Origin of the sequence: cf. Phormidesmis sp. LEGE 11477, assembly GCF_015207105.1 — a bacterium.
Lineage (GTDB): Bacteria > Cyanobacteriota > Cyanobacteriia > Phormidesmidales > Phormidesmidaceae > Phormidesmis.
This window is the reverse complement of record NZ_JADEXO010000099.1, coordinates 1-23,924: the sequence shown is the minus strand read 5'-3', so window position 1 is coordinate 23,924 and position 23,924 is coordinate 1. Positions and strand designations below refer to the sequence as shown.

General features: G+C 49.7%; 22 protein-coding genes. 13 read left to right on the top strand and 9 right to left on the bottom strand.

The annotated features are described in order from the left end of the window. The coding region (gene thrS / locus IQ256_RS22015; RefSeq protein ID WP_228025157.1) for a threonine--tRNA ligase at positions 1-1,811 on the bottom strand (1,811 nt) is incomplete at its 3' end. Between the two features lie 686 nt (positions 1,812-2,497). Here thrS and IQ256_RS22010 point away from each other — a divergent pair. Continuing rightward, on the top strand, positions 2,498-2,776 hold the full coding sequence (locus IQ256_RS22010; protein WP_370623518.1) for a DUF4327 family protein: 279 nt from the start codon (positions 2,498-2,500) through the stop codon (positions 2,774-2,776). 21 nt (positions 2,777-2,797) lie between these two features. Here the strand turns inward: IQ256_RS22010 and IQ256_RS22005 are convergent, their stop codons facing one another. Next, complete coding sequence (locus IQ256_RS22005; protein WP_193857840.1) at positions 2,798-3,295, bottom strand: HugZ family protein; 498 nt, start codon at positions 3,293-3,295, stop codon at positions 2,798-2,800. A 246-nt stretch (positions 3,296-3,541) separates the two neighbouring features. Between IQ256_RS22005 and IQ256_RS22000 the strand changes: the two genes are divergently transcribed. From IQ256_RS22000 to IQ256_RS21985, 4 genes are all read left to right on the top strand, one after another. Continuing rightward, positions 3,542-4,282 carry a fatty acid desaturase gene (locus IQ256_RS22000; RefSeq protein WP_193857839.1) on the top strand — a complete coding sequence of 247 codons (741 nt, stop codon included), beginning with the start codon at positions 3,542-3,544 and terminating at the stop codon, positions 4,280-4,282. An 82-nt stretch (positions 4,283-4,364) separates the two neighbouring features. Then, a complete protein-coding gene (locus tag IQ256_RS21995) occupies positions 4,365-4,775 on the top strand; it encodes a DUF1499 domain-containing protein (RefSeq protein WP_193857838.1) in 411 nt (136 codons plus the stop codon). An 81-nt stretch (positions 4,776-4,856) separates the two neighbouring features. Next, entirely contained in the window at positions 4,857-6,596 is a 1,740-nt protein-coding gene (locus IQ256_RS21990) for a Ppx/GppA phosphatase family protein (RefSeq protein ID WP_193857837.1), read from the top strand. 473 nt (positions 6,597-7,069) lie between these two features. Beyond that, positions 7,070-7,783, top strand: coding sequence for a THxN family PEP-CTERM protein (locus tag IQ256_RS21985; RefSeq protein ID WP_193857836.1), 714 nt, complete (start codon positions 7,070-7,072; stop codon positions 7,781-7,783). A 613-nt stretch (positions 7,784-8,396) separates the two neighbouring features. Here IQ256_RS21985 and IQ256_RS21980 read toward each other — a convergent pair. The 3 genes from IQ256_RS21980 to IQ256_RS21970 form a co-directional block, all read right to left on the bottom strand. Next, entirely contained in the window at positions 8,397-8,936 is a 540-nt protein-coding gene (locus tag IQ256_RS21980; protein WP_193857835.1) for a universal stress protein, read from the bottom strand. An 81-nt stretch (positions 8,937-9,017) separates the two neighbouring features. After that, a complete protein-coding gene (locus IQ256_RS21975; RefSeq protein WP_193857834.1) occupies positions 9,018-9,251 on the bottom strand; it encodes a DUF4327 family protein in 234 nt (77 codons plus the stop codon). Positions 9,252-9,376: 125 nt separating this feature from the next. After that, positions 9,377-9,967, bottom strand: coding sequence for a thioredoxin domain-containing protein (locus tag IQ256_RS21970; RefSeq protein WP_193857833.1), 591 nt, complete (start codon positions 9,965-9,967; stop codon positions 9,377-9,379). 195 nt (positions 9,968-10,162) lie between these two features. Between IQ256_RS21970 and IQ256_RS21965 the strand changes: the two genes are divergently transcribed. From IQ256_RS21965 to IQ256_RS21950, 4 genes are all read left to right on the top strand, one after another. Beyond that, entirely contained in the window at positions 10,163-11,344 is a 1,182-nt protein-coding gene (locus IQ256_RS21965) for an aldo/keto reductase (protein ID WP_193857832.1), read from the top strand. Between the two features lie 155 nt (positions 11,345-11,499). Beyond that, the gene (locus tag IQ256_RS21960; protein ID WP_193857831.1) at positions 11,500-12,321 is read left to right on the top strand and encodes a PolC-type DNA polymerase III; all 822 of its coding nucleotides are present in this window, start codon (positions 11,500-11,502) and stop codon (positions 12,319-12,321) included. Between the two features lie 82 nt (positions 12,322-12,403). Beyond that, positions 12,404-12,688 (top strand): hypothetical protein, encoded by a 285-nt coding sequence (locus tag IQ256_RS21955; protein WP_193857830.1) that lies wholly within the window; start codon positions 12,404-12,406, stop codon positions 12,686-12,688. A gap of 249 nt (positions 12,689-12,937) precedes the next feature. Next, positions 12,938-13,339: a biopolymer transporter ExbD gene (locus IQ256_RS21950; RefSeq protein WP_193857829.1), complete on the top strand. Its 402-nt coding sequence runs from the start codon at positions 12,938-12,940 to the stop codon at positions 13,337-13,339. Positions 13,340-13,433: 94 nt separating this feature from the next. Here the strand turns inward: IQ256_RS21950 and IQ256_RS21945 are convergent, their stop codons facing one another. Further along, a complete protein-coding gene (locus IQ256_RS21945; RefSeq protein ID WP_193857828.1) occupies positions 13,434-14,135 on the bottom strand; it encodes a DUF1997 domain-containing protein in 702 nt (233 codons plus the stop codon). Between the two features lie 355 nt (positions 14,136-14,490). Here IQ256_RS21945 and IQ256_RS21940 point away from each other — a divergent pair, with 355 nt between their 5' ends. Continuing rightward, entirely contained in the window at positions 14,491-15,150 is a 660-nt protein-coding gene (locus IQ256_RS21940) for an SDR family oxidoreductase (protein WP_193857827.1), read from the top strand. Here IQ256_RS21940 and IQ256_RS21935 read toward each other — a convergent pair. Next, positions 15,147-16,328, bottom strand: a complete 1,182-nt coding sequence (locus IQ256_RS21935) for an MFS transporter (RefSeq protein WP_228025155.1) — start codon at positions 16,326-16,328, stop codon at positions 15,147-15,149. The two genes, IQ256_RS21940 and IQ256_RS21935, sit on opposite strands and share 4 nt — an antisense overlap. 14 nt (positions 16,329-16,342) lie before the next feature. Here IQ256_RS21935 and IQ256_RS21930 point away from each other — a divergent pair, with 14 nt between their 5' ends. Further along, positions 16,343-16,540, top strand: a complete 198-nt coding sequence (locus IQ256_RS21930) for a hypothetical protein (protein ID WP_193857825.1) — start codon at positions 16,343-16,345, stop codon at positions 16,538-16,540. Here the strand turns inward: IQ256_RS21930 and ccsB are convergent. Then, positions 16,514-17,590 carry a c-type cytochrome biogenesis protein CcsB gene (ccsB, locus tag IQ256_RS21925; RefSeq protein ID WP_193857842.1) on the bottom strand — a complete coding sequence of 359 codons (1,077 nt, stop codon included), beginning with the start codon at positions 17,588-17,590 and terminating at the stop codon, positions 16,514-16,516. The genes IQ256_RS21930 and ccsB overlap by 27 nt on opposite strands. A 431-nt stretch (positions 17,591-18,021) precedes the next feature. Here ccsB and IQ256_RS21920 point away from each other — a divergent pair, with 431 nt between their 5' ends. After that, complete coding sequence (locus IQ256_RS21920) at positions 18,022-19,608, top strand: glucose-6-phosphate isomerase (RefSeq protein WP_193857824.1); 1,587 nt, start codon at positions 18,022-18,024, stop codon at positions 19,606-19,608. A gap of 191 nt (positions 19,609-19,799) precedes the next feature. Continuing rightward, the gene (mfd, locus tag IQ256_RS21915) at positions 19,800-23,354 is read left to right on the top strand and encodes a transcription-repair coupling factor (protein ID WP_193857823.1); all 3,555 of its coding nucleotides are present in this window, start codon (positions 19,800-19,802) and stop codon (positions 23,352-23,354) included. On the opposite strand, the gene IQ256_RS21910 is transcribed toward mfd, so the two are convergent. Further along, entirely contained in the window at positions 23,351-23,710 is a 360-nt protein-coding gene (locus IQ256_RS21910) for a single-stranded DNA-binding protein (protein ID WP_193857822.1), read from the bottom strand. The two genes, mfd and IQ256_RS21910, sit on opposite strands and share 4 nt — an antisense overlap. Positions 23,711-23,924 lie beyond the last annotated feature (214 nt).

The following is a 23,924-nucleotide window of genomic DNA, read 5'->3' as shown; positions in this document are numbered from 1 at the left end:
TGTTTTACCGTGGTCTCTATACGGTTGAGGACTTCGGGCAGGGCGATCGCACCCAAATCTCCATCCTTTCGCGTGCGAATACTCAAAGTATTCCCTTCAACTTCTTGATCGCCGATCACCGACATCACCGGAATCTTCGACTTCTCAGAATTGCGGATCATCTTTCCAAGCCGCTCACCGCTCTTATCGACCTCGACCCGCGCCCCTAGCTGACGCATCTCTATCGCCGCTTGATCAGCATATTGCCAATGGCTCTCTGCTACGGGCAATAGCCGTACCTGTTCAGGCGCTAGCCACAGAGGAAAATCGCCTGCGTACTGCTCAATCAAAATGCCAATTAGCCGCTCCAAAGAGCCAAACGGCGCTCGGTGGATCATAATCGGACGTTGACGGCTGCCGTCTTCTGCGACGTACTCTAGATCGAAGCGCTCTGGCAGGTTGTAATCGACCTGCACTGTCCCTAGCTGCCATTCTCGATCGAGGGCGTCACGCACAATAAAGTCCAGCTTGGGCCCGTAGAAAGCCGCTTCGCCAATGCCTTCAAAGTGATCCATACCCATCGTCTCAACTGCCTGACGGATGGCGCTTTGTGCTTTCTCCCAGGCATCATCCGAGCCAATGTACTTACTCTTATTTTCAGGGTCGCGAAAGCTCAGCCTTGCTCTAAAGGACTGATCCATCTGTAGCACTTTCAGCGTCGCCTGAATCAGGTCAACCACTTTGAGGAACTCATCATTGAGCTGATTGGGAGTCACAAACAAATGCGCGTCGTCCTGGGTAAAGCCGCGCACTCTGGTCAAACCACCTAGCTCGCCTGACTGCTCGTAGCGATACACCGTACCAAATTCCGCCAGCCGAATCGGTAGCTCTTTATAAGAGCGCAGCTGACTCTTATAGATCTGCACATGAAAAGGACAGTTCATCGCCTTGAGCACAAACCCTTCGTCTTCGCTCTCTCCCATCATCGGGAACAGATCTTCACTGTACTTTTGCCAATGGCCAGAGGTTTTGAACAGATCAACTCGGCCTACATGGGGGGTAACAACCGGCAGATAGCCTCTCGCAACTTGCTCTGCTTTTAAGTAGTCTTCTAAAGTAGAGCGCAGCACCGTGCCTTTTGGCGTCCATAGCGGTAGCCCAGGTCCAACCTCATCAGAGAAAACGAACAGCCCCAGTTCTTTGCCGAGCTTTCGGTGATCGCGGCGTTTGGCCTCTTCTTTCCTACGCTTGTATTCTTTGAGCTCTTCAGGCGTCTCCCAGGCAGTGCCATAGATTCGCTGTAGCTGCGCTTTAGTCTCGTCTCCCCGCCAGTAGGCTCCGGCAACGCTCTCTAGATCGAATGCTTTGGGATTGAGATCTCTAGTCGTTTCAATGTGCGGACCCGCACACAAATCCCACCACTGATCGCCCAGGTGGTAAAGCGTGATCGGCTCTTCTAGTCGCTCTAAAATCTCAAGCTTGTAGGGTTCCCCTAAATCTTCTATCCGACGCTTGGCCTCTTCCCTGCTCACCTCCTCACGAATGACGGGCAGCCCTTTTTTGATGATTTTGACCATCTCTTTCTTGATGGACTTTAGGTCTTTATCAGTAAACGGTTCGGGCGCGTCAAAATCGTAGTAGAAACCGTAGTCGATAGAAGGGCCAATGGTGACCTGCGCTTTTGGAAATAGACGCTGCACGGCCATCGCCATGACGTGAGAGAAGGTGTGGCGAATCCGCTCTAGCTTTTCTGACTCGTCGGTACGAAGCAGCTTGATCGGGGTCTCTGCTGTAGCCGTCTGAGTCGCTACAGTCGGATTTTCTTCAGACATAGAAGCAGCTTGAGAAGAAGATTGAGAGGCCACCATAGGGAAAACGTGAAGCTTTGTTCGTACTGATTTGGGCTGAATTTGTCTTGGCTGAATTTGCCTTGGCTGAATTTGCCTTGGCTGAACTAGTGTAACGCGAAGCTTTCGCTATCGATCACAGCTACAGTGCAATGCGCGCCAGCAAAGGCTTTGGAAAGAGCGTTAGAAAAAGCGCGCTCAACCTAGAATTACTTGCTATACTATTCTCCTGGTCAAGCTAGAAAGAACTGACCTACAGCTTACAAGCTAGAAAACGAGTGCCTAGTGCTAAAGATAGATGACTTTAGTGGTTTACTCTCTTAGGGTTTCCTTATTGTCAGAGTCTTCTTAATCGTTGAAGCCTTCTGACATTGAAGTCTTCTTACAAAAGATTAACAGTGTGAGGAAAAGCTCTGTTTATCCGCTATAAACTTATGGCGGCTGACTCAAGAGCTAAATGTCTGAACTGGTTCAGCCGAAAAGTCAAGGAGTGTGACCATCACGAGGTACGGCCACAGCGTACAGAAGTAGCTATAGCAGCTACGTAGAATTAGCTTCACACAGCCTTCTAAAGCTTTCCTAACTCGTACTTCTGGCGAAAGCTGATTTTTGTTCCACCGTTTAATTTTTCAAAACTATTCTCAACCTGAGCATTCTCAAAGCCAAACTTTATGACAACTCAATCAACTGCTGTGCCGTCACTTACTAACTCAGCGGCAGATAAGTCAGTGACCGATCATCCAATGGTCAAGTTCCAGCGTAAGGTGCGATCGCTAGTCGATACCAAGGCCATTCAGCCTTCTGATAGTCTTTGGAAAATCGCCTTCATCTTCGGCGACAAGTGGACTCATTGGAAATCTGAACTGGAATCCTTCGATTTCACCATGCAAGATTCCCTTGGTGACTTGCTTGCCGTGGACTGCTGGGAAGAAGAAGAGGATCTCGTGTAGCGTTTTTCTGATGCATTGCGCCTATGATTCGCCTTTGTGTATCAGCCGATCGAGGTCGTCTGGGTCGACGTCATAAGCCTTGCCAAACCCTAAAACGAAGCGGCCTGAGCGCGGCTGCAGTTGGAAGAGGCGAAAATCAGGCAGACCTTTCATTAGCTCGACGATGTTGCCAAAGCGAGTTTCAAATCTTGTGGCGATCGCATCCCATTGCTCACTGTTTCGATCTAATAAAGTCGCTGTGCAGCTATAGCTTAATCGCTTACGGGCAAACATTTGCGTCGTCTTGGATTCGTCTTCTATAAACAGCGCACTGGCTTTTTTAGTGGCTGTTAGGTTTTGGGTATGTGCAGATAGACCGCTGACAAAAATGTAGATATTTTTTGCCTCATCTACAATGCAAGGTGCATAGCTAGCCTGCGGCTGAGAATCTGAGCCGACGGTGCCTAGAACGACGCTGCCAAACTGAGTGGGAAAGGACTGATAAATCTGTTGCAGTTTCTCTGGAGATAAGCCTTGCATAGTTTTGAATGATTCCTTTCGAGCGTGATAGCTCCAAGATACTGGTCTAAAGCTATTTGTTTGTACGATCTTCAGAATCTTACAGGGCTATGAAGTAACCTCTGCTCGATCTATCTAAGGTTTAGCTGACAGGAGGTCAGTCAATAGATAGGTACTCAGAACCTACGTACCCTGCTACTGTGGTTGGAAGCCCACTTAACATTTCGATACGAAACTTTCAACCCAAATCATAGATTCTCTTACTGCATGACTGCTCGATCCCTCCCTAACGCTCTAATTAGAGAATCTTTCATCTCTATTTCTATTGCGACGCTAATCGTGCTGCTCTGGGTATTAACTGCCTATGCCAGCCTGTTCGTGCTTCCTGATGCTAAGACCCTGTCAGCGGGTGCTGTCCTGGCAACTATTGTTATTCGGTCGTTCTTGCATACGGGCTTGTTTATCCTGGCTCATGATGCGATGCACGGAACGCTGATGCCTGCCTATCCAAAAATGAATGACTGGGCAGGGCAAATCATCCTGTGGATATACAGTTTTCTATCTTTTGATATGATGCAGGACTGCCACCATCAGCATCATCGCACCCCGGCTCAAAGCGCCGATCCAGATTTCTATCCAAGTAGCTTTTGGCCTTGGTATTTCAAGTTCATGCGGGTCTACATTCAAGGCGGTCAGGGTTGGGCAATCTTTTGGGGGATGTCGGCTTTCTTTTATCCAATGGTGCTGGGCCTGGGTGTGCCTGTACTCAATGCAGTTTTATTTTGGCTACTCCCTCAGGCCGTTAGCTCCTGGCAACTGTTCTACTTTGGTACTTATCGCCCTCACAAGCATCCTGCGGGTGGCCATACCAATATTCATCGGGCCAATAGCAGCAGCGCCTCGCCGTTGCTATCGTTCTTGAGCTGCTACCATTTCGACTACCACTGGGAACATCATGAATATCCGCATCTGCCCTGGTACAAGCTGCCCTCTATGCATCAGCGGTAATCATCTATTGGTAGTAATCTAGTATCGGTAATCAATATCGAGATATCGAAAGCTCGGAAGAAAAGTTTTAAGGGGAGCTGCTATGGGTTTGTTTTCTTTTTCAGGTACGCCGCCGACAGATTTAGGGGTGACAGACGGACGGCTGAAGGTATGTCCCAGTACGCCTAACTGTGTGTGTTCCTACGCGCCCGCTGAAGATACAGAGCATGCGATCGCACCTTTTACCTACGATGGCTCTGCCAAAGATGCGATCGCCAAGCTCAAAACCATCATCGAAGGCACGGAGCGCTCAAAAATTAACACCGCTAGCGATGACTACCTCTATGCAGAATTTTCCAGCAAGCTGATGGGTTTTGTTGACGATGTAGAATTCTATGCGCCGCCTGGCGAATCCGTTATCCACACCCGCAGTGCCGCGCGTTTGGGCAAGTCTGATCTGGGCGTAAACCGCAAGCGAACCGAAGAAATTCGTAAAAACTTCACAGCCAGCTAGCAGATATCTTCGTTTTGGTAGGCGCTCAGACTATAGTATGAGTGAGAAATCTGGACACAAGTGATAGTTGTGTGACCATTGATGATAAACACTGCTGAAGCTAAGCTGTCTGAGCGCGATGTACAGATACAAAGAGATTCAGATGAGCATCTATCCCTAGGGGGAATAGAAAGCGCATTCAACCTGACATCGAGAGAGAGGCTGTTGAGTAGCGGTCGCTCGGAACTGGTGCTGGTAGCCATAGATATCGGCACCAATTCCATTCATATGGTGATTGTCAAGATCGACGCGACGCTGCCTGCTTTTAACATCATCGGCAAAGAAAAAGATACGGTTCGGCTAGGAGACTTTTGTGAGGAAACAGATAGCCTCACAGAAGAGGCTATGACCAGAGCCGTCGCGTCGCTCAAGCGCTGTTTGCAAATTGCTGAGAGCTTTCAGGCAGACGATGTTGTCGCTGTAGCGACCAGCGCGGTGCGTGAAGCGGCTAATGGCCAAGTCTTTATCGATCGGGTTAAAGCGGAAGTCGGCCTGTCTATTAACCTAATCGCAGGAAAAGAAGAAGCCCGGCGGATTTATCTCGGCGTGATTTCTGGTATGGAGCTGAAAGGCAAGCCTCATGTCATTGTCGATATCGGCGGCGGTTCTACAGAGATTATCGCTGGTCGCGGCGGACGTCACGATTTTTTGAGCAGCAGCAAAGTTGGTGCGGTACGTCTCACTTCGCAGTTTGTTTCAACCGATCCTATCAGCAAAGAAGAATATAACTACTTAAGGGCTTATGTGCGAGGTGTGCTAGAGCCGACAATAGACTCGCTCAAAGCCAAGCTTAAAAAAAAGCTAGCAGGCACAGAGCATGAGCAGACGCCGCTAAGAATGATTGGTACCTCTGGTACGATCGAGTGTTTGGCTACCTTAGCCGCTATTGATAAGACAGGGGCTGAACCCGATCCAATTAATGGATGCTTGTTAACCCGTGACCAGCTAGATGCTCGGATTAATCAGCTACGCAAGATGAGCTACAAGGAGCGTTTAGCACTGCCAGGTATGTCTGAGCGCCGAGCAGAGATCGTGGTGCCAGGGGCAATCATCTTGCAGACAGTCATGCAGCTTTTGAACATTTCACAGCTAAAGGTATGTGAAAGAGCCTTGCGCGAGGGTGTAGTCGTCAACTGGATGTTGATCAACGGTCTGATTGAAGATCGAATGGCCTTTCAAGATTCGATTCGCGATAGATCGATCAGAAAGCTAGCAAATAAATACAAAGCGAATGGCGATATTGTTGCCCAGTTTGCCACAAGTCTGTTTGATCAAACCCAAGGTGTCTTGCACAATCTATCGCCGCTAGGGCGAGAATACCTGTGGGCAGCGGCGATGCTACACAACAGCGGTCACTATATCAGCCATTCTGCCCATCACAAGCATTCCTATTACCTAATTCGCAATGGCGGATTACTAGGATTTACAGAAACTGAAATAGAGATTATCGGCAATATTGCTCGCTACCACCGCAAGAATCTACCCAAAAGGCGACACGATAACTACAACAATTTACCCGGCAAGTACGAGCGCAAGCTAGTCGATCAGCTAGGAGCAATACTGCGGGTGGCAGTGGCTCTAGACCGGGCACGTAGCCACGCGATCGCCGCTATTGAAACCACATTCGACCCCAAAAGCAGAACGCTCACACTACAGCTCATCCCTTTCGACAAAAATAACCAGTGTGAGCTAGAGCTTTGGAATATTGACTACAAGAAAGCCTGGTTTGAGGATGTATTTGAAGTGAGTTTAGAAGCAACAGTTGCCGTAGCTAGTGACTAGCACACTGCTTTTATAGACGCAGTTTGATAGAAAATATTGATAGATAGAATAGAGAAACTGCATAGCCATACTTCGCGATTGGTGAAAACAATCCGTAATTGGGATCTAGGTTGGCCGTTCACCCGTGAGGAAAAGTCTTTCTGTAACTTCCGTGGTGCTCTAAACAGCCCTCACTGGGGCTCCGATGCGCTGACCCCGTCTCGAATGCAGCCTCTTTTCCCTCGTAAATGCTACTGAGAGAGACACCTAGCCTCTCCACATCTGTCTAGTCACTAATTCTTTAAACATAAGTAGTCATATTCGGGCTTGGTATAAAAGGATAGAAAGTGTGATTTAAGCGTAAAGGATGGTTGTTTAAAGGAAAAAGCCTGATATACCGATAGTTTTTGATGTACACTTCGTTTACTAATTTATTAGTTATGGGTGTTATTACTTAGAAAAATCGCACGCTTCTAAAAAGAAGAAATGTTCCTATGAATTTACAAAAGCTGTCTGCTGTATCTATATTAGCTAGTGCTAGCTGGTTCGCCGCCTCAGGAATTGCAGGCGCAGTTAGCCTGACAACTAGTGGCACCTGGTCAGATATTGATCCTACTAGTGGGATTACTGGAGGAGGAACCAATCAGATCTCCTGGGGAAATCCATCTAACCCATCAAATAGCCAAAGTTCTTATGTGTTTGATGGCGTGAGCACAATGTCAAATGTGGCAGATCTAACAACCTCTTTCCTACTTGGCACCTTCACTCACAATAATTTTCCTATCACGGGCACGTCCTTGGATTCTGCAACTTTGAACGTGAATCTAGGCCTAGACACTTTGTCTGAGACGTTTGCTTTTGGATTCAATCACAATGAAACGAATAATGCTACGCCCTGTGACCCCACTGGCACTACAGTTTGTCCTGATGTTGTGACTTTCTTAAACAACAGTTCTTCAACGCAGTCTATTCTACTAGACGGCGTTGAGTATGCTCTTGCTATCTCTGGATTCTCAACGGACGGTGGCGCTACGCTTACTAGTCAGTTTGTGACAGAAGAAGGTCAGGCCAACAATGCTCAGCTATTCGGCCAACTGACACCAGCAACGCCGATACCAACGCCAGCTATGCTTCCTGGTTTGGTAGGTATGGGCATTGCGGCTATTCGTAAGCGCCAGCGAGTAGAAACAGAAGACTCTAACAGCTAGAACGGCTTTATGTGGAACGAGCTGTTGCGCTATCTCGTGATTTCGTGATTGGTTGTGCCTACTGTATTGTTTGCCTTGCTAATGCACATAGCTATAGCCTGGAACGCATAATTTAAGCGGTCGGTAATTGCTTAAACTATTCCAGCAGCTATATAGACCCCAGCAAATCGTGAATGTGTTTGCAACTTGCTGGTGCCTATCTTGCATAGCCGTGGTTAACGTCTTTCCTTGCGGTCTACGTTGGCTCACGAAGTAGTACGGCCTTTCACTTTTTGCTGTGGACGACTATAGCAAGCTGCTAATACCTAAAAGAATCCTGCTACTGAGCGGGATTCTTTTAGGATTGGAACAGCACTACATCCTCTAGCGGGATCTGTTCTACAACATTGTGCAGACCCTTCTCTAAAACGCTCTTACGAAGAACCCTTTCACAAAAAGCATTCTCACTACTCAACATATCCTGTCGACAGTTTGGGCAAAACCAGCGTACTTCACCATGGCGAAAGTGACGAAGCAAACAACTATTACAACAAAGACAATGACTCATTATTAGCGAACCTCATATAGCTTCTGATATAGCGCTTGTCACTTCAGTCCTTCGGCGTGCCTGTATCTACGCAGCCGTGAGATTTCGATCTTGACTGGCTTCTAGGGGCCCTGCGTCTGCTTTTACCTGGCCGCGCACTACCAGCACAGAGCAGGGAGCCCGGTGCATAACATAGCTACTAACGCTGCCTGTCAATAATTCATTGATGCCTTTGCGTCCGTGAGTGCCTACTATCACCAGGCTGGCTTTCTCGGTTTTAGCGCGATCGCAGATGACCACACCCGGATCGCCAACGTCCTGAAAGATCTTAGTCTGCACGCCCACAGCCGCAGCCTGACGCTGTAATCGAGAAAGCGCTTCTAGTCCTCTTTGCTTGCAGGCATCGTACTGTTTTTGGTAGGCATCCCAAGCATATTCGGGGACTGCAAACGGGTAGCCAGCCAGACTAGGATAGGCCATCGTCGGCAAGTCGCTGGTGCCATCAGTCGAGAGCACACCCAGAACTAAAAGCTCTGCGTTCTCTACTTTGGCCATGTCAAGCGCTACTTTAAAGACCGCCTCACAAGCTTCGTTGGTATCTAGCGCAACTAGGATTCTATTGATCATGGGGATCTCCTAACGTCTAAGTTCCTTACCTTTTAGCGACAAGGTTTGAAGAAACTGTGAAGATGAAGAAAGCTTGGCTGATTAAGTATCTTCTTCCCAACGCTCCTGGCTAAGTAGATCAATGATGCGATCGCGCTGCAAAAACTCATTACTAGCCAATGCCGTTTCAAAGTGCGCCCACTCGTGTTCTGGAATATGGCGACACAGCATGTAGATAGGCTGCTGGCGATCGACCGCTCGGCTATAGACAAGCTCTCTAGCCTCATCGCGTAGCATATCGAGCGTATAGATTTTCCTTTGAAGCGCAGTCGTCACGATGTCATCCCTGGTTGTAGTGCAGAATTCTCCACTGTTGAGATTACAGAACAATGATGAGGGAAGTATGAAGAAACAGTATTGGACAATGCTTTCTATTGACTATTTTCTGCTTATCTGAGCCTCTACAAAAGGTCATCGATTACAGACTGCCAGTCTTGCACACTCGATCCAGATGACAGCGTGGTGGCTTCAGCGCCATTGATAAAGAACGTTGGCGTAGACCAAACGCCGCGCACGGTCGCAAAGCGGGCCGGAATTCGAGCTTTGGCATAGGTTTCTTCACTGTTTAACAGGTTCAAGAACTGTGCTTTGTCCTTGTGATTTGTTGCCGCCGCGGCGCACTCAGATAGAAAGGTATGAAACTCTGTTTGGGTTTTGTCTTTCCAGGCTTCGTTGGCAAAGTCTGCCTGCTTACTAAATAGATAGCTGACAAACTCAATGAACTTCTGAGGATCTGAATTGTGAGTATCTAGATTAGCAACTGCGATCGCAGCTTTGGTCGCATCCCAGCTCTGCCGATGATTGCCCAACGTCATCGGCTGAAATGCCCAGTAAATCTGCTCTAGGGAATAGGCTGCTTTTACCTTCATCACCGTCTCCCAGCCCTTCTTAGAAAAAGGACATTCTAGATCAAAGAACACTTCGACCATGACCGGCGCATTCGCATCGCCCAGACGGTAGCCACTACGACGAGACGGAATAGGAATAGCCATATGCAATTAAAAGGTGATCAAACAACTTTAAAATCCTTGCACATCAAAACGGTCTCTGACAATCCATCTTCTCTGGCCTTCTCTAGGTTGAGACGATGGGTCAGTAGCGGATAAGACTCGACGCTGCACTAGCTATATTTTTGGCCGATTGATTACAATCAAAACTGACTCAACCTCATCTTTGTACTTTCTCGCATGCTCTATCGCCGATTTGGTCGTACCGAACTACAAATGCCCGTCTTCTCCTGTGGCGGTATGCGCTATCAGCATTCGTGGCAAGACGTAGCGCCAGAAGATATTCCTCAAAAAAATCAAGAGAATCTAGAGGCGACGATCCGGCGGGCAGTGGCGCTAGGCATCAACCATATTGAAACGGCTAGAGGCTATGGCACATCTGAAATTCAGCTAGGTAAAGTGCTGCCGACTTTTGAGCGCAGCGAGCTGATTGTTCAATCTAAAGTCTCGCCTAGAGCCAATCCCAATGAGTTTTCACAAACCGTTGAGCTTTCGCTGGCTAACTTAAATTTAGACTATCTAGACTTACTCGGGTTCCACGGAATTAACAACGCTGAAACGTTAGATTACAGCATTCGCCCAGGCGGCTGCATGGACGCAGCCAAAAAGCTACAGGCACAAGGCAAAGTTCGCCATATTGGATTTTCGACTCACGGGCCTACTCAAGTCATTGTCGATGCGATCGCAAGTAATCTATTCGACTATGTAAACATTCACTGGTACTACATCTTTCAAGACAACTGGCGAGCGATCGAAGCCGCCGCAGAGCGGGACATGGGCGTTTTTATTATCAGCCCTTCTAACAAGGGAGGCAATCTGTACAGCCCACCGCCTAAGCTAGTAGAGCTCTGTAAACCGCTTAGCCCGATGGTGTTCAACGATCTGTTTTGTCTAAGTCATCCGCAGGTGCATACCCTAAGCTTGGGCGCGGCCTGTCCGTCTGATTTTGATGAGCATATGAAAGTCTTGCCGCTGGTTGAAAAGGCAGACGAAGTGCTGCCGCCTATTCTAGAACGGTTAGAACAGCAGGCGATCGCAACCCTAGGAGAACGCTGGTATCGCACCTGGCAAGAAGGACTGCCCGACCTGCAATCGACCCCTGGCAATATCAACATTGCGATCGCCCTTTGGCTAGGCAACCTCGTTGAAGCCTTTGACATGATCGAATACGCCCAGTCTCGTTACAACCTGCTGGGCGGTGCTAGCCACTGGTTTCCCGGCAACAAAGCCGATCACCTCAGCCGATTCGATCTCACCGAAAGCCTCAAAAACAGCCCCCACGCCAAGACTATTCCCAAGCGCCTAGCCAAGATTCATGAAAAGATTGGCGGCGCAGACGTGAAGAGATTGTCCCAGCAGTAGTATTTACTGGCGTGGTGGTGATGAAGTATGAATGATGAACGATGAATTTAAAGGCGCAAGAAACACGCAGGCGCTTATCGGCAGTTCACCAATACATCTTGGCTCCCTACTTCATCGTTCATCATTCATCATTCCTCGTTCATAACTTCTCTTCCATGGTTGCTCACGCCGCAAAATTTCAGGGTCAATCTGCGCTTCTTTCTAGCGAACTGCTCAGCTACTATCGTCAGGTCAGCGCTGCTCCGCTCACTGTCGTCGATGTTGAGACAACGGGCGCGCTCGGGCACAACGCTCGCGTCATTGAAGTCTCCATACTTCATGCCAGCCTAGCTACCGGACTAGAGCACCAAGAGAGCTATCTGATCAATCCCAAAGTCAAAATTCCTGAATACATCACCAAAATTACCGGGATTACGCCCGAGATGGTGTATCCTTCGCCGCCACCTGAAGAGATCTGGCCCAAATGTCAACCTTTGCTAGCAGGCGATCGCGTTTTTACCGCTCACAACCTCGACTTTGACTATTCCTTCTTACGCACCGAATATAAACGTCTCGGCATCCGCTTCTATAAACCCCCGCTCCAGAAGCTCTGTACAGTGATTCTTTCTAGAATGCTGCTGGCTGACCTGCCCTCCCGTAGTCTGCCAAACCTAATCAAGCATTTCAACTTCGATATCAGCACTTCTCACCGGGCCGAAGCCGATACCAAAGCCTGCTGGCTTCTCGCCGAAACGCTGCTTACCCAAATTCAGCACGAAGACGACGAAACGCTGCTCAAACGCTTTGGCCAACAGTGGATTCGTCTGCAAGATGCCGCCAAGATATTGAACTGTCGAAAAGAAGACGCTCAGCAAAAGCTAGAGATCGCGCAAGTAGAAAGTCGCCTATCGTTTAAGCGAAAGCTGCCGATGTATCGTCGCTGGGGTGTAGAGCAGTTTTACTATACTCAGCAGGGACAGCAGATGTCTTTGCTGTAAATATGAACCGATAAGCGAACTCCGCAACTTAGCCACAGCGGCTAATTAGACAAATAGCACAGCTTATCTTGACAACCTAGCAATGATAAAAAAGACTTTACTGCTCTCACTTATTGTCATTCCCGGTATCGCAGGCATGGCTATCTTCGGCTACTACGCCCTGCAAGATTGGGGACAGCTCCAGCTAGATTATAAAGCCTATCAAGCAGTCACTAAAATCGGCACCATAGGCATAGAAACGATCTTCAAGGCCAACGCCGCTCAGATGATTCAACGGATCAATCTGTTTGCAGACGGCACCTGGTTTTTGCTAAGCGCTATTTTTAGCTCAATAGGGCTGCATGGGTTTCTAACGTCAAATTTCTAACGTCAAAGGAGTTCGATATTCGCGGCATCAGCTCCCTCTTTTATGTCTACTGCCTCTCTAGAGAGATAGAAACTCTTCGTCTCTGACGCTATGCTAAGTAACGTTGCAATGGTAGTTAACGATGTCCGAGAAAGATAGCAAGAATTACTCTTGGAAAGGCAGTTGGGATGCAGGCACCGCCCTCATGGTTTTAGTCGGCGTCTTGACAGTTGTTCTATTTGTCGCTGGCTTCTCTTACTAAGCTAGCTGATGCGCCTACCTGATGACAACGAGATAACTCGTCCTAGCGTCAACATTTTGCCAATGATCGACGTAATTTTCGCGATTCTGGCGTTTTTTATTCTATCCACGCTGTATCTGACTAGGGCTGAAGGGCTGCCGGTTAATCTGCCTCAGGCGGTGACAGCAACCCCGCAAGACCAGATAGATATAACGCTAGTAATCACGTCAGAGGGGAACTTGTTTTTAGGTGACGACGCTGTTTTGTTAGAGAATTTAGCGGCTGAGGTGAGGGCGATCGCGCCAGCCAATCCCATCCTAGTCACCATTCGCGCTGATGAGCTAACTAGCCATGGCCAGGTAGTTGCTGCAATGGATCAGCTCCGTACGATCGATAGCGTTCGACTAGGGATTGCGACCACCCGGCCCTGAGTCTCTATTACTATATGTCGCTTGAGGAACACGATGCGGCGCTAATGGCTGGTACTAGGTTTTTTAGGTCGCGAGCGGCTTAAAAGACAAAAGCTCAACGCTGCCAGAAGCGCTTCTTTCGCGCGCCAGGGACAGGTAAGTCCATTGCTGTATGAAACTCTTTTTGTACCTTGCGAGTCAGGCGTTTGGAAACCTGGCGAACAATCTGATTTAGCAACTGGTCACCAGAGGCTTTAATTAAGTTGTCTGGTAAGTTCTGCACAAAGCGGGGAACTTCGACCCAAGTAGACAGGTTGAGTTCCCATTCGACATGTGTGGTTTTGTCGACGTCAATATCTTCTGGAATATCTTCAGCAGCACCTTCGCAAAGACTCATCGAAGCGCGAAAATCAACGTCGTAGCCTTCGGGGTTGTAGCCAGGAACCGGAATTGTCTCGATGCGATAGATTCCCTCTTCTTGTGGCAGTAAGTGCAGACCGATTTTAGGTTCTACTACATGGTTTAGGCTTTTATACTTACCGACAGTTAACCCATAGCCATTTTTTCCGATGGGCTCTACCGCCATTGGCTGCGCGCATCGGGGAAACCATTCCTGGTGAGCATCCAGATACTGAGCTACGGTAGCTGCGTCTGCATACATCTCCATATGGCCTATGTAGTTGCCTTGAAAATGCAAAGTGTCTTTAGAGGAAGTTACGTTTGTTTTTGAAGTTTTTTGTTCTTCAATCAGACTAGCACCCGTCTCAAGAAATTGGGAGCCTACTTGAGCGGAAGGCAGGTTAGAGGGAATTTGCATAGAGCCGATCACAAAAGACGAAAAAGGAACACAGGGGATCAAAACCTATCCGTCTGTGCGTATTCTATTGATCCGTATAAGTATTTATCCGTATTAAATAGAATTGATAGGTCGTAAGAAATACATCAATCTAACAGTACATACTGAGAGGACGAGAAGACCTTCGTTAATCTACTGAATCAATATGGCACTAGCTTTCTACCTGGACAGTGCTTATCGCTACGCTTAAGCGCCTATGCGGTCTCTGCTATGGTCTCTGCGAGAAGCGAAGTCGTTAACACAAGTGGCCGTCTGTTTGAGTATGTCTCTAAGGCTAGCTATACTTCGCTTGTATTCGATGAGTGAGCTTTGGTAGATGAAAGCACTGGTTGCAGGTTCGACAGGAAAAACGGGTGGCCATATTGTCAGGTTGCTGCTGGAAAAAGGGATTGAAGTGCGGGCGCTAGTTAGAGATATAGATAAAGCCAACTCAGCGCTACCGGAAACAGTTGAGAAGGTCGTCGGCGACGTGCTGAATAAAGACAGCCTAATCGCTGCTCTAGCAGGCTGCGATATCCTGCTGAGCGCGACAGGTGCAGCGCCTAGCTTTGACCCGACAGGTCCCTATCAGGTGGACTATGAGGGGAATAAGAACCTAGTAGATGCTGCCAAGACGGCAGGGGTCGATCAGTTGGTGATGGTGTCCTCTCTTTGCGTGTCTAAGATTTTCCATCCGCTGAACCTATTCTGGGGAATTTTGTACTGGAAGAAGCAGGCGGAAGACTACCTAAAGGCGAGTGGCGTGCCCTACACAATAGTGCGTCCTGGCGGATTGAAAGACGAGGATAACGCAGAAGCGATTGTGATGTCTCCTGCCGATACGCTGTTTGAAGGAAGTATTCCTCGGGTGAAGGTAGCGCAGGTTTGCGTGGATGCTATCGGCCAGAGCGCTGCCAAAAACAAGGTATTGGAAATCGTAACGAGTGAAGAGGCTGCTGGTCAGCCGATGGACGCACTGTTTGCCAGCGTCGGCTAGGGCTGGGCCGCTGGCGGGTTCCGTAGCCAAAGACGCAGCCAAGCAACGGTAATTAGGGTTAGCAGGACTAGAGGCCAGCTAATTTGGTTGAGCATAGCCCAGTCGAATCTGTAGAAGATTTGGCCTGAGAAGTAGGTTGCGATCGCTACAAAGCCGAACACCGCAAAATCATGTACTGCCTGTGCCTGTGCTTTCTCGTCTGGGGTATAGCTCTCGGTGAGCAAAGTTGTAGAGCCGACATACATAAAGTTCCAGCCGAGTCCAAGTAGAAGCAGGGCAATCGCAAAATGCCAGAAACTTGTCCCTGCTAGGTTCAGGGCCATACAGCTCAATAGCAGCGCTGCCCCAGTCGAGATGATAGTCAGCACACCAAACCGCTTAATTAGCCAGCCAGTGACTAGCGCCGGGCCGAACATGCCAAAAACGTGCCACTGAATTACCGTTGCCGACTGAGAAAAGCTGTGGCTTTCCGCCGTCATAGCTAGCGGCGTTGCCGTCATCACGAACGCCATCACACCGTAGCTGATAGTGCTGCCGAAGGTAGCCACACAAAACTTAGGCTGCCGAACAATTTCAAAGAGCGAGCGTGAGCTAGCTGCGAGCTTTTGCCGGATAGGAGTGTGTGGGATTTGGAGAAAGCACAGCAGCAGAGCAGACAGTATCTGCAACACCAAAACAGCGACAAAAGCACCAATATAGATCTCGCTGTCAAACCAACTTTTAGAGCCACTGGCCAACCATGGCCCCAGAACAGCCGCGATGATCCCACCTGCAATCACCCACGAAATTGCCTGCGATCGCGAAGCTTCATCCGCAACATCAGCGGCAGCAAATCGATAATAGCCAACAAAGCTGTTCGACAATCCTAGAAAGGCCATCGACAGCGCAAATAGCCAGTAGCTAGCGATAGTCAAACTGTAGATGCTCAGCCCAGCGCCTGCTATCCCCACCAAGGCACCGAGCAAGAATCCTTTTCGTCTGCCCACGCGCTGCATCAACACCGAGGCCGGAATAGTCACTGTCATCGTGACAATCTGTCGAATCGCTAGCGGCAGCGTAGCCAAAGCTTTGTCCGCAGCTAGAGCGTAACCAATCAGCGCCGCTGTCGTGATCAAAACGGTATTTGTAGTCATCGCTAGCGCCTGACAGAGGGCTAAAAGCGTGACCTGGGACTTCATAGAACTAGGGGCAGATGACATGGAACTCACCAAACCGACTCACTGAACAAGCTAGCCGAACAACAAGAGCTGAGCTTATCACGCTCATCCTAAAGTCCGGCATAGACTTGCTGAATGCCGTCTATCAACCTAATGAATGGATTCCAGTCGGTTCTGGTCAGCGGGTTCGCAACCGTATCAGCACGTTAGAAGAACCAGCCGTAGCTATGTAGCCCTTTGCCCAAAATGTTGACGCCTAGGTAGCAAATCCAAACTACTACAAATCCAGATGCAGCTAGAATCGCAGGCTTTCTTCCTTGCCATCCTTTAGTGATTCGAGCATGTAGGTATGCGGCAAAAACTAACCAGGTAATCAGTGCCCAAGTTTCCTTCGGGTCCCAGCTCCAGTAAGAGCCCCACGCCTCATTTGCCCAAACTGCACCCGCAATGATGCCAATTGTCAGCAGCGGAAATCCTAAGCCGATGATGCGATAGCTGATGTTATCTAATGTGTCTGCGAGCGTTAGTCGCTGAAGGGAGAGGGTGGAGTCTGTGTCTTCGGCACTGCTTTTAGTAGAGGTATCTTTGGTCACTACGCTAGCAGGTGCGGCTAAAACGGCGGTACTGCCTCCTGTGGTACTGCCTCCGGCGGCGATAATTTGCTCTGTGACCGCATTCTCTACGGCGCGGTCTACAGCCAGAGAATTAGTCGCTCTTTTTAGCTGGTACTTGCGATCGCGAAAACCACCTGTCCCTACAGAGCTACCCTTCAGCTCTACCGCCTGGCCACGAGTGACAATCAAAAAGGCGATCGCAATCAAAGATCCCACCATCAAAGCCGCGTAGCTCAGCAGCATCACGCTCACATGCATCATCAGCCAGTTGGACTTCAGCGCTGGCACTAGCGGCTCAGAAACCTGCATCGTATCGGGTAAGGTCAAAGCGGCAAAGGCTGCGATCGCCATCGCCACCGGAGAAGTCACTGCCCCCACCCAGCGGCTATCCGTCATCTTCTCAGCCGCAAAATGAACGGCTGTAATCCCCCAGGCAATAAAAAATAGAGATTCGTACAGATTACTTAACGGAAAGTATCCGCCTTCGATCCAGCGAGCCGTGAGCAGCGCCGCCATTGCTAGGTTGCCAATCGCCATACCAACGCCGCCGATGATCGGCAGGGCCTTCACCTTTTCAAAAGCCAGGCCGCTCCAGTAGGCCAGCATCGCCACGAATAAGACCGCAAACGCCGCATTGTCTAACCATCCTTCTAAGCTAGCGAGGGTCAAACTTGACGTTAGGCCAGACGTGCTCAGACTGGCAAAGTAGATGGAATTAGCAAAATCAAAAGCGACCATAAGAAGGCGGATGTCTGGCTAAGAGGTTTATTCTTCTACTATCTGGCGTTAAGCCCGCTCTAATATCTTACAGAAGAGGATAGAGCCATGACTATGTTCCTAGGCTAATTCGTCAAGATTACGAGGCGGGTGAATGTTAAATTCATTCCATCTTCTTGCTTGGTTTCTGGTCTAGGAGGGCGTAGCGTTAGATACATTACCTAATGCTACTGCTAACTCTGGGAACTTGACTCAGACGGCCAGTCAATCAACTTTTGAGCTGTCGCAAAAACTGTCGCGCCGACTGTCAAATAGATCACGGTTGACCGTACCGACTTCAAGTAAAAGTTCAAGCATATTAATACGATGAGAGAATAACAGTCATGGAATTAGCAGCACTCTGGAAACGGTATCAGGACTGGCTCTATTACCATGAGGGGCTAGGCATCTACGTAGATGTTAGTCGTATGAGCTTTGATGATCCCTACGCTGAGCAACTGGTGCCCAAGTTCGATCAGGCATTTGAGGCGATGGACGAACTCGAAAAAGGTGCGATCGCCAATCCAGATGAAGGCCGTATGGTCGGACACTACTGGCTACGTGCCCCGGACCTAGCGCCTTCTGAAGAACTAAAAAAAGATATCGTCGAAACGCTTGAGAGTCTAGAAAACTTTGCCCAGAAGATTCGCAGTGGTGCGATCACCCCTGCGAACGAACCGAAATTCACTGACATTCTCTCAGTAGGCATCGGTGGCTCGGCTCTTGGCCCTCAGTTCGTATCCAAAGCACTAGCACCTGCCGTACCAGATATCGATATTCACTTTATCGATAACACCGATCCTATCGGCATCGATCACGTCTTTGAAGAAATCGGCGATCGGCTCAAAAGCACGCTAGTCATTATCACTTCCAAGTCAGGAGGGACACCTGAGACCCGTAACGGCATGGTTGAAGCCAAAGCCGCCTATGAACGAGCCGGACTGTCTTTTCCGAAGTATGCCGTCGCCGTCACTGGGATCGACAGCAAGTTAGAGAATATTGCCAAGGGCGAAGGCTGGCTAGCGACTTTTCCTATGCATGACTGGGTAGGGGGCAGAACCTCTGAGCTATCTGCGGTCGGGCTACTGCCAGCGGCGCTGCAGGGCATCGATATTCGCGGCATGTTAGCTGGAGCCAAAGAAATGGACGAAGCGACCCGCGTCCACGATCTGCGGACAAATCCAGCCGCTTTGCTCGCGCTGGCCTGGTACTTTGCTGGGAACGGGACGGGTGAGAAAGACATGGTGGTGCTGCCTTACAAAGACAGTCTGCTGCTGTTTAGTCGTTACCTACAGCAGCTAGTAATGGAATCACTGGGTAAAGAAAAAGATCTGGACGGCAATACGGTCTATCAAGGCATCGCCGTTTATGGAAACAAGGGCTCAACCGACCAGCACGCCTACGTTCAGCAGCTCAGAGAAGGTGTGCCCAACTTCTTTGCGACCCTGATAGAAGTGCTAAAAGATCGCGAAGGGCCATCGGTAGATGTCGAACCGGGGGTAACTTCTGGCGACTATTTATCAGGGCTATTGCAGGGAACTCGCCGGGCTCTATCCGAGAACAACCGCGACTCGATCACAATCACCATCCCCGAAGTTTCGCCCAAGATGGTCGGGGCGTTGATTGCCCTGTACGAACGGGCAGTCAGTCTGTATGCCAGCCTAGTGAATATCAATGCCTACCACCAGCCGGGGGTAGAGGCTGGCAAGAAAGCGGCGGCAGACGTTCTCTCACTGCAAACTAAAGTCAAGGAGGCGCTAAAAGCTTCAGATACTGCGCTCTCTTTAGATGAACTGGTTGAGAAGACGGACACAAAAGACAAGATAGAAAACGTCTACAAGATTGTGCGGCATCTAGATGCGAACGGTCGCGAACTGAAGATTGAGGGGAGCCCGAGCGAGCCAGCTAGCTTGAAGGTAAGCGCTCTGTAGAAACGGTCTAGAGAAACGGTCTAGACAGAAACGCTCTAGAGTAGCTAGCAAGTCATTAGGTAGGCAAATAGTGATTTGCTTCTAGCCTTATGGTGACAACCTCACAGTCATATTGAGCAATGCCTCCTAGAATAATTACTGGCAGTGGTTTCAGGCGACTGCTAATGGTTTGCTCTTTGAGTTAATTTTTCATGGCGTTTTCTTCGATTACTCGTGCGATCGCACGCTCCCCCTTAGCCCAAGAGCTGGTCACAAAACTAGAAAAGCAGCAAACCCTGACGCTCGCAGGCGCACCTCGACTCCCAAAAGGGCTAGTCAGCTCGGCCTTAGCACAGAAGCAGGCAAAGCCGCTGTTGGTAGTGACAGCCACCTTAGAGGAAGCCGGTCGCTGGGCCGCTCAGCTAGAGGCAATGGGCTGGGCTACGGTTGCCTTTTATCCCACTTCGGAATCTTCGCCGTACGACGCATTTGACCCTGAATCAGAGCTGATTTGGGGCCAGCTTCAGGTACTCTCTGATCTGACCAATGGCAAGGCGAACGCAGAGAATCTGCCGCCGGGATCGAAGCATTTAGGCGCGATGGCGATTGTGGCAACTGAGCGAGCGCTGCAGCCGCACCTGCCCCCGGTCGAAGCCTTTCGCCCGTACTGCCTAGAGATTCGGCTAGGGATGGAACTCAATCTCAAAGATTTAGGGCTGAGCCTGGCTAAGCTGGGCTATGAGAAGGTCTCTTCTGTAGAAGTAGAAGGGCAGTGGAGTCAGCGCGGAGATATTATTGATGTCTTTCCGGTAGCGGCAGAATTACCGGTGCGGATGGAGCTGTTTGGCGATGAGCTAGAGCGGCTACGAGAATTCGATCCGGCTAATCAGCGATCGCTTGACAAGATCGAGACGCTGCTGCTGACGACGACCGACTATGGGCCGCTGATTTCCTCAGCACTAGAAAAAAAAGGACTGCTCGAAGATCTGTTAACAGCAGAAGCTCAAGAGACTTTTACCGCCAGTGGCAAGGTCGAAGGCGCTCGACGATTTATGGGACTGGCGTTCGAATCGCCTGCCTCTCTGTTGGATTATTTACCAGAAGACGCGGTGGTCGTCATTGATGAGCCTGCCCAGTGTGTGGCCCATGCAGATCGCTGGCTAGAGACGGTCGAAGATCGCTGGCAAGAGGCGCAAGAAGCGTTTGAGGCGAACGCAGAAATTCAGCTACCCAAAGGCGGCTTGCCTAAGGTTCACAGACCGTTTGCTCAGGCGCTTGAGGAAGTTGAGCTTTTTCAGCAGATTGAACTGTCTGAAATTGCAGAAGAAGGCGTTGGGCTGAATCTGGCTAGTCGGCCCGTGCCGATTCTGCCGCATCAGTTTGGCAAGCTGGCAGATATTTTGAAGCAAGAACGCGATCGCAAGTTCTTCCCCTGGCTAATCTCTGCCCAACCTTCTCGCTCCGTCGCGCTGCTGCAAGAGCACGACTGCCCGGCTCAGTTCATCCCGAATCCCAAAGACTTTCCAGCGATCGATAAGCTGCAAAATCAGCGTATTCCGATTGCAGTCAAATACTCAGGACTAGCCGAACTCGAAGGCTTCATCCTGCCGACCTTTCGCATCGTCGTCGTCACCGATCGCGAATTCTTTGGCCAGCACACCTTAGCCACGCCTAGCTATGTTCGCAAGCGGCGGCGTGCGGCGTCTAAACAGGTTGATCCGAACAAGCTGCGGCCCAAAGACTATATCGTCCATCGCAACCACGGCATCGGTCAGTTCCTTAAGCTTGAGAGTCTGACGGTTGATCAAGAAACCCGCGAATACCTCGTCATTCAATATGCGGACGGTTTGCTGCGCGTACCTGTCGATCAGATGGGCTCTCTCTCTCGCTATCGCACCTCGGTAGAGCAAAAGCCTCAGCTCAATAAGATGACGGGCAAAACTTGGGAAAAAACCAAGGGTAAGGCGCGTAAAGCCATCAAAAAAGTGGCGGTTGATCTGCTTAAGCTCTATGCTCAGCGATCGCAGATGCAAGGCTTTACGTACCCTGAGGATATGCCCTGGCAGCAAGAACTAGAAGACTCTTTCCCCTACAACCCTACACCTGACCAGCTCAAAGCGACTCAGGACGTCAAGCGCGATATGGAAAGCGATCGCCCGATGGATCGCTTAGTCTGCGGCGACGTCGGCTTTGGTAAAACCGAAGTTGCTCTGCGGGCTATGTTCAAAGCGGTGACCGCTGGTAAGCAAGTAGCCCTGCTAGCGCCGACCACGATCTTGACGCAGCAGCACTACCATACGCTCAAAGAACGCTTTGCACCCTACCCGATTCAAATTGGACTGCTAAACCGTTTTCGCACCGCCAAAGAGCGTAAAGATATTCTGCTGCGGCTGATTTCTGGGGAGCTAGATGTCGTCGTAGGAACCCATCAGCTTTTGGGCAAAACGGTGAAGTTCAAAGATCTAGGCTTGCTCGTTGTAGATGAAGAGCAGCGCTTTGGGGTGAACCAAAAGGAAAAAATTAAGGCAATGAAGGCACAAGTAGATGTGCTGACGCTCAGCGCCACGCCGATTCCTAGAACCCTGTACATGGCTCTTTCTGGCGTTAGGGAAATGAGCTTGATTACCACACCGCCTCCTTCTCGTCGTCCGATCAAAACTCACCTATCCCCTTACGATCCTGAAAAAGTGAGAGCGGCGATTCGACAGGAGCTAGACCGGGGCGGACAGATTTTTTATGTGGTGCCTCGGGTAGAGGGCATTGAGGAAGTGGCCGGTCGGATTAGAGAGGCAGTGCCGGGAATTCGGCTGGCGATCGCCCACGGACAAATGCCCGAAGGCGAACTCGAAGCCACCATGCTGACCTTTAGCAACGGCGACGCCGATCTAATGGTCTGTACCACCATCATCGAATCAGGGCTCGATATCCCTAGAGTCAACACCATCATCATCGAAGACTCGCAAAAATTTGGCCTTTCCCAGCTCTACCAGCTACGGGGCCGAGTTGGTCGCTCCGGCATTCAGGCCCATGCCTGGCTGCTTTTCCCCAAGCAAAACAAGCTGTCCGACAAAGCCCGTAAGCGGCTTAGAGCCATTCAAGAATTTACCCAGCTTGGTTCGGGCTATCAGCTCGCCATGCGCGATATGGAAATTCGTGGAATCGGTAACCTGCTTGGCGCTCAGCAGTCAGGGCAGATGGAAGTCATTGGCTTTGATCTCTACATGGACATGCTAGAAGAATCCATTGCTGAAATTCGCGGTCAGGAGATCCCACAGGTAGATGAAACCCAAGTCGATCTAAAAGTGACCGCCTTTATCCCCGCTGACTACATTCCTGAACTCGATCAGAAAATGAGCGTTTATCGCTCGCTGGTAGGCGCGGGTACCAGACGCGAACTAATGGAAATTGTCACCGATTTGAACGATCACTATGGCAGCTTGCCATCGGCGGTTGGTCAGCTAGTCAAGGTCTTAGAACTCAAGCAAATTGCCAAGCCGCTCGGCTTCTCTCGGATCAGACCTGAAGATAAGCAGCACATTGTCTTAGAAACGCCGATGGAAAAACCTGCTTGGTCTTTGCTGCACGAAAAGATCCCTGCCCATTTACAGTCCCGTTTTGTCTACGCCCCTGGCAAGGTCACCGTTCGCGGCCTGGGCGTCATGAAGCCAGAGAAGCAAATAGAAAACCTGATAGAGTGGCTTGGATACATGCAGAGCGCATTACCAGAGCCAGCGCTTGCTGGCAGCGTTTCCAGTAGCGTTGTCTAGAACTCATCATTCCCATACGCCATCGGCGCTTCATTATCTCGCTTAGACCCTAGCAAATGCAGGTCGCTAGCGCGAATCACTGGGCTAGTCCGGGTTGCGCCCGTACTTCGATCTTGCCAGCTATCTAGCTTCAGCGAGCCGGTAATACCAATCAAGCTACCTTTGCGGACATAGTTTGCCGCAACTTCAGCTGGCTTACCCCAAATCTCTATATTGAACCAATCGGGCTGATCGCTATTGCGAGTTCGCCTGTTTACCGCCAAGCCAAACTTTGCTAGCACGTTGCCAGACTCGAAGTACCGAACTTCAGGGTCGCGGCCCACCCTTCCAACCAAAGACACTACGTTTACGCTCATAAATACTCAGTTCACATTCTCTTCTAATAAAGCTGCCATACTACTACAGTAAGCTGCTGCTAGCTCCAACATAAAAAATAGTACGGCTGTTTCACTATAGTAGCTAAGGATCGAGGATTTAATAAGATGCACATTTTCTGCCGCCCTTACCCTAGCCCTCTCCCGAGTACGTGTCTAGCGTAGTTGTTGGTCAGCAGCCTACGTTGCTTACCCA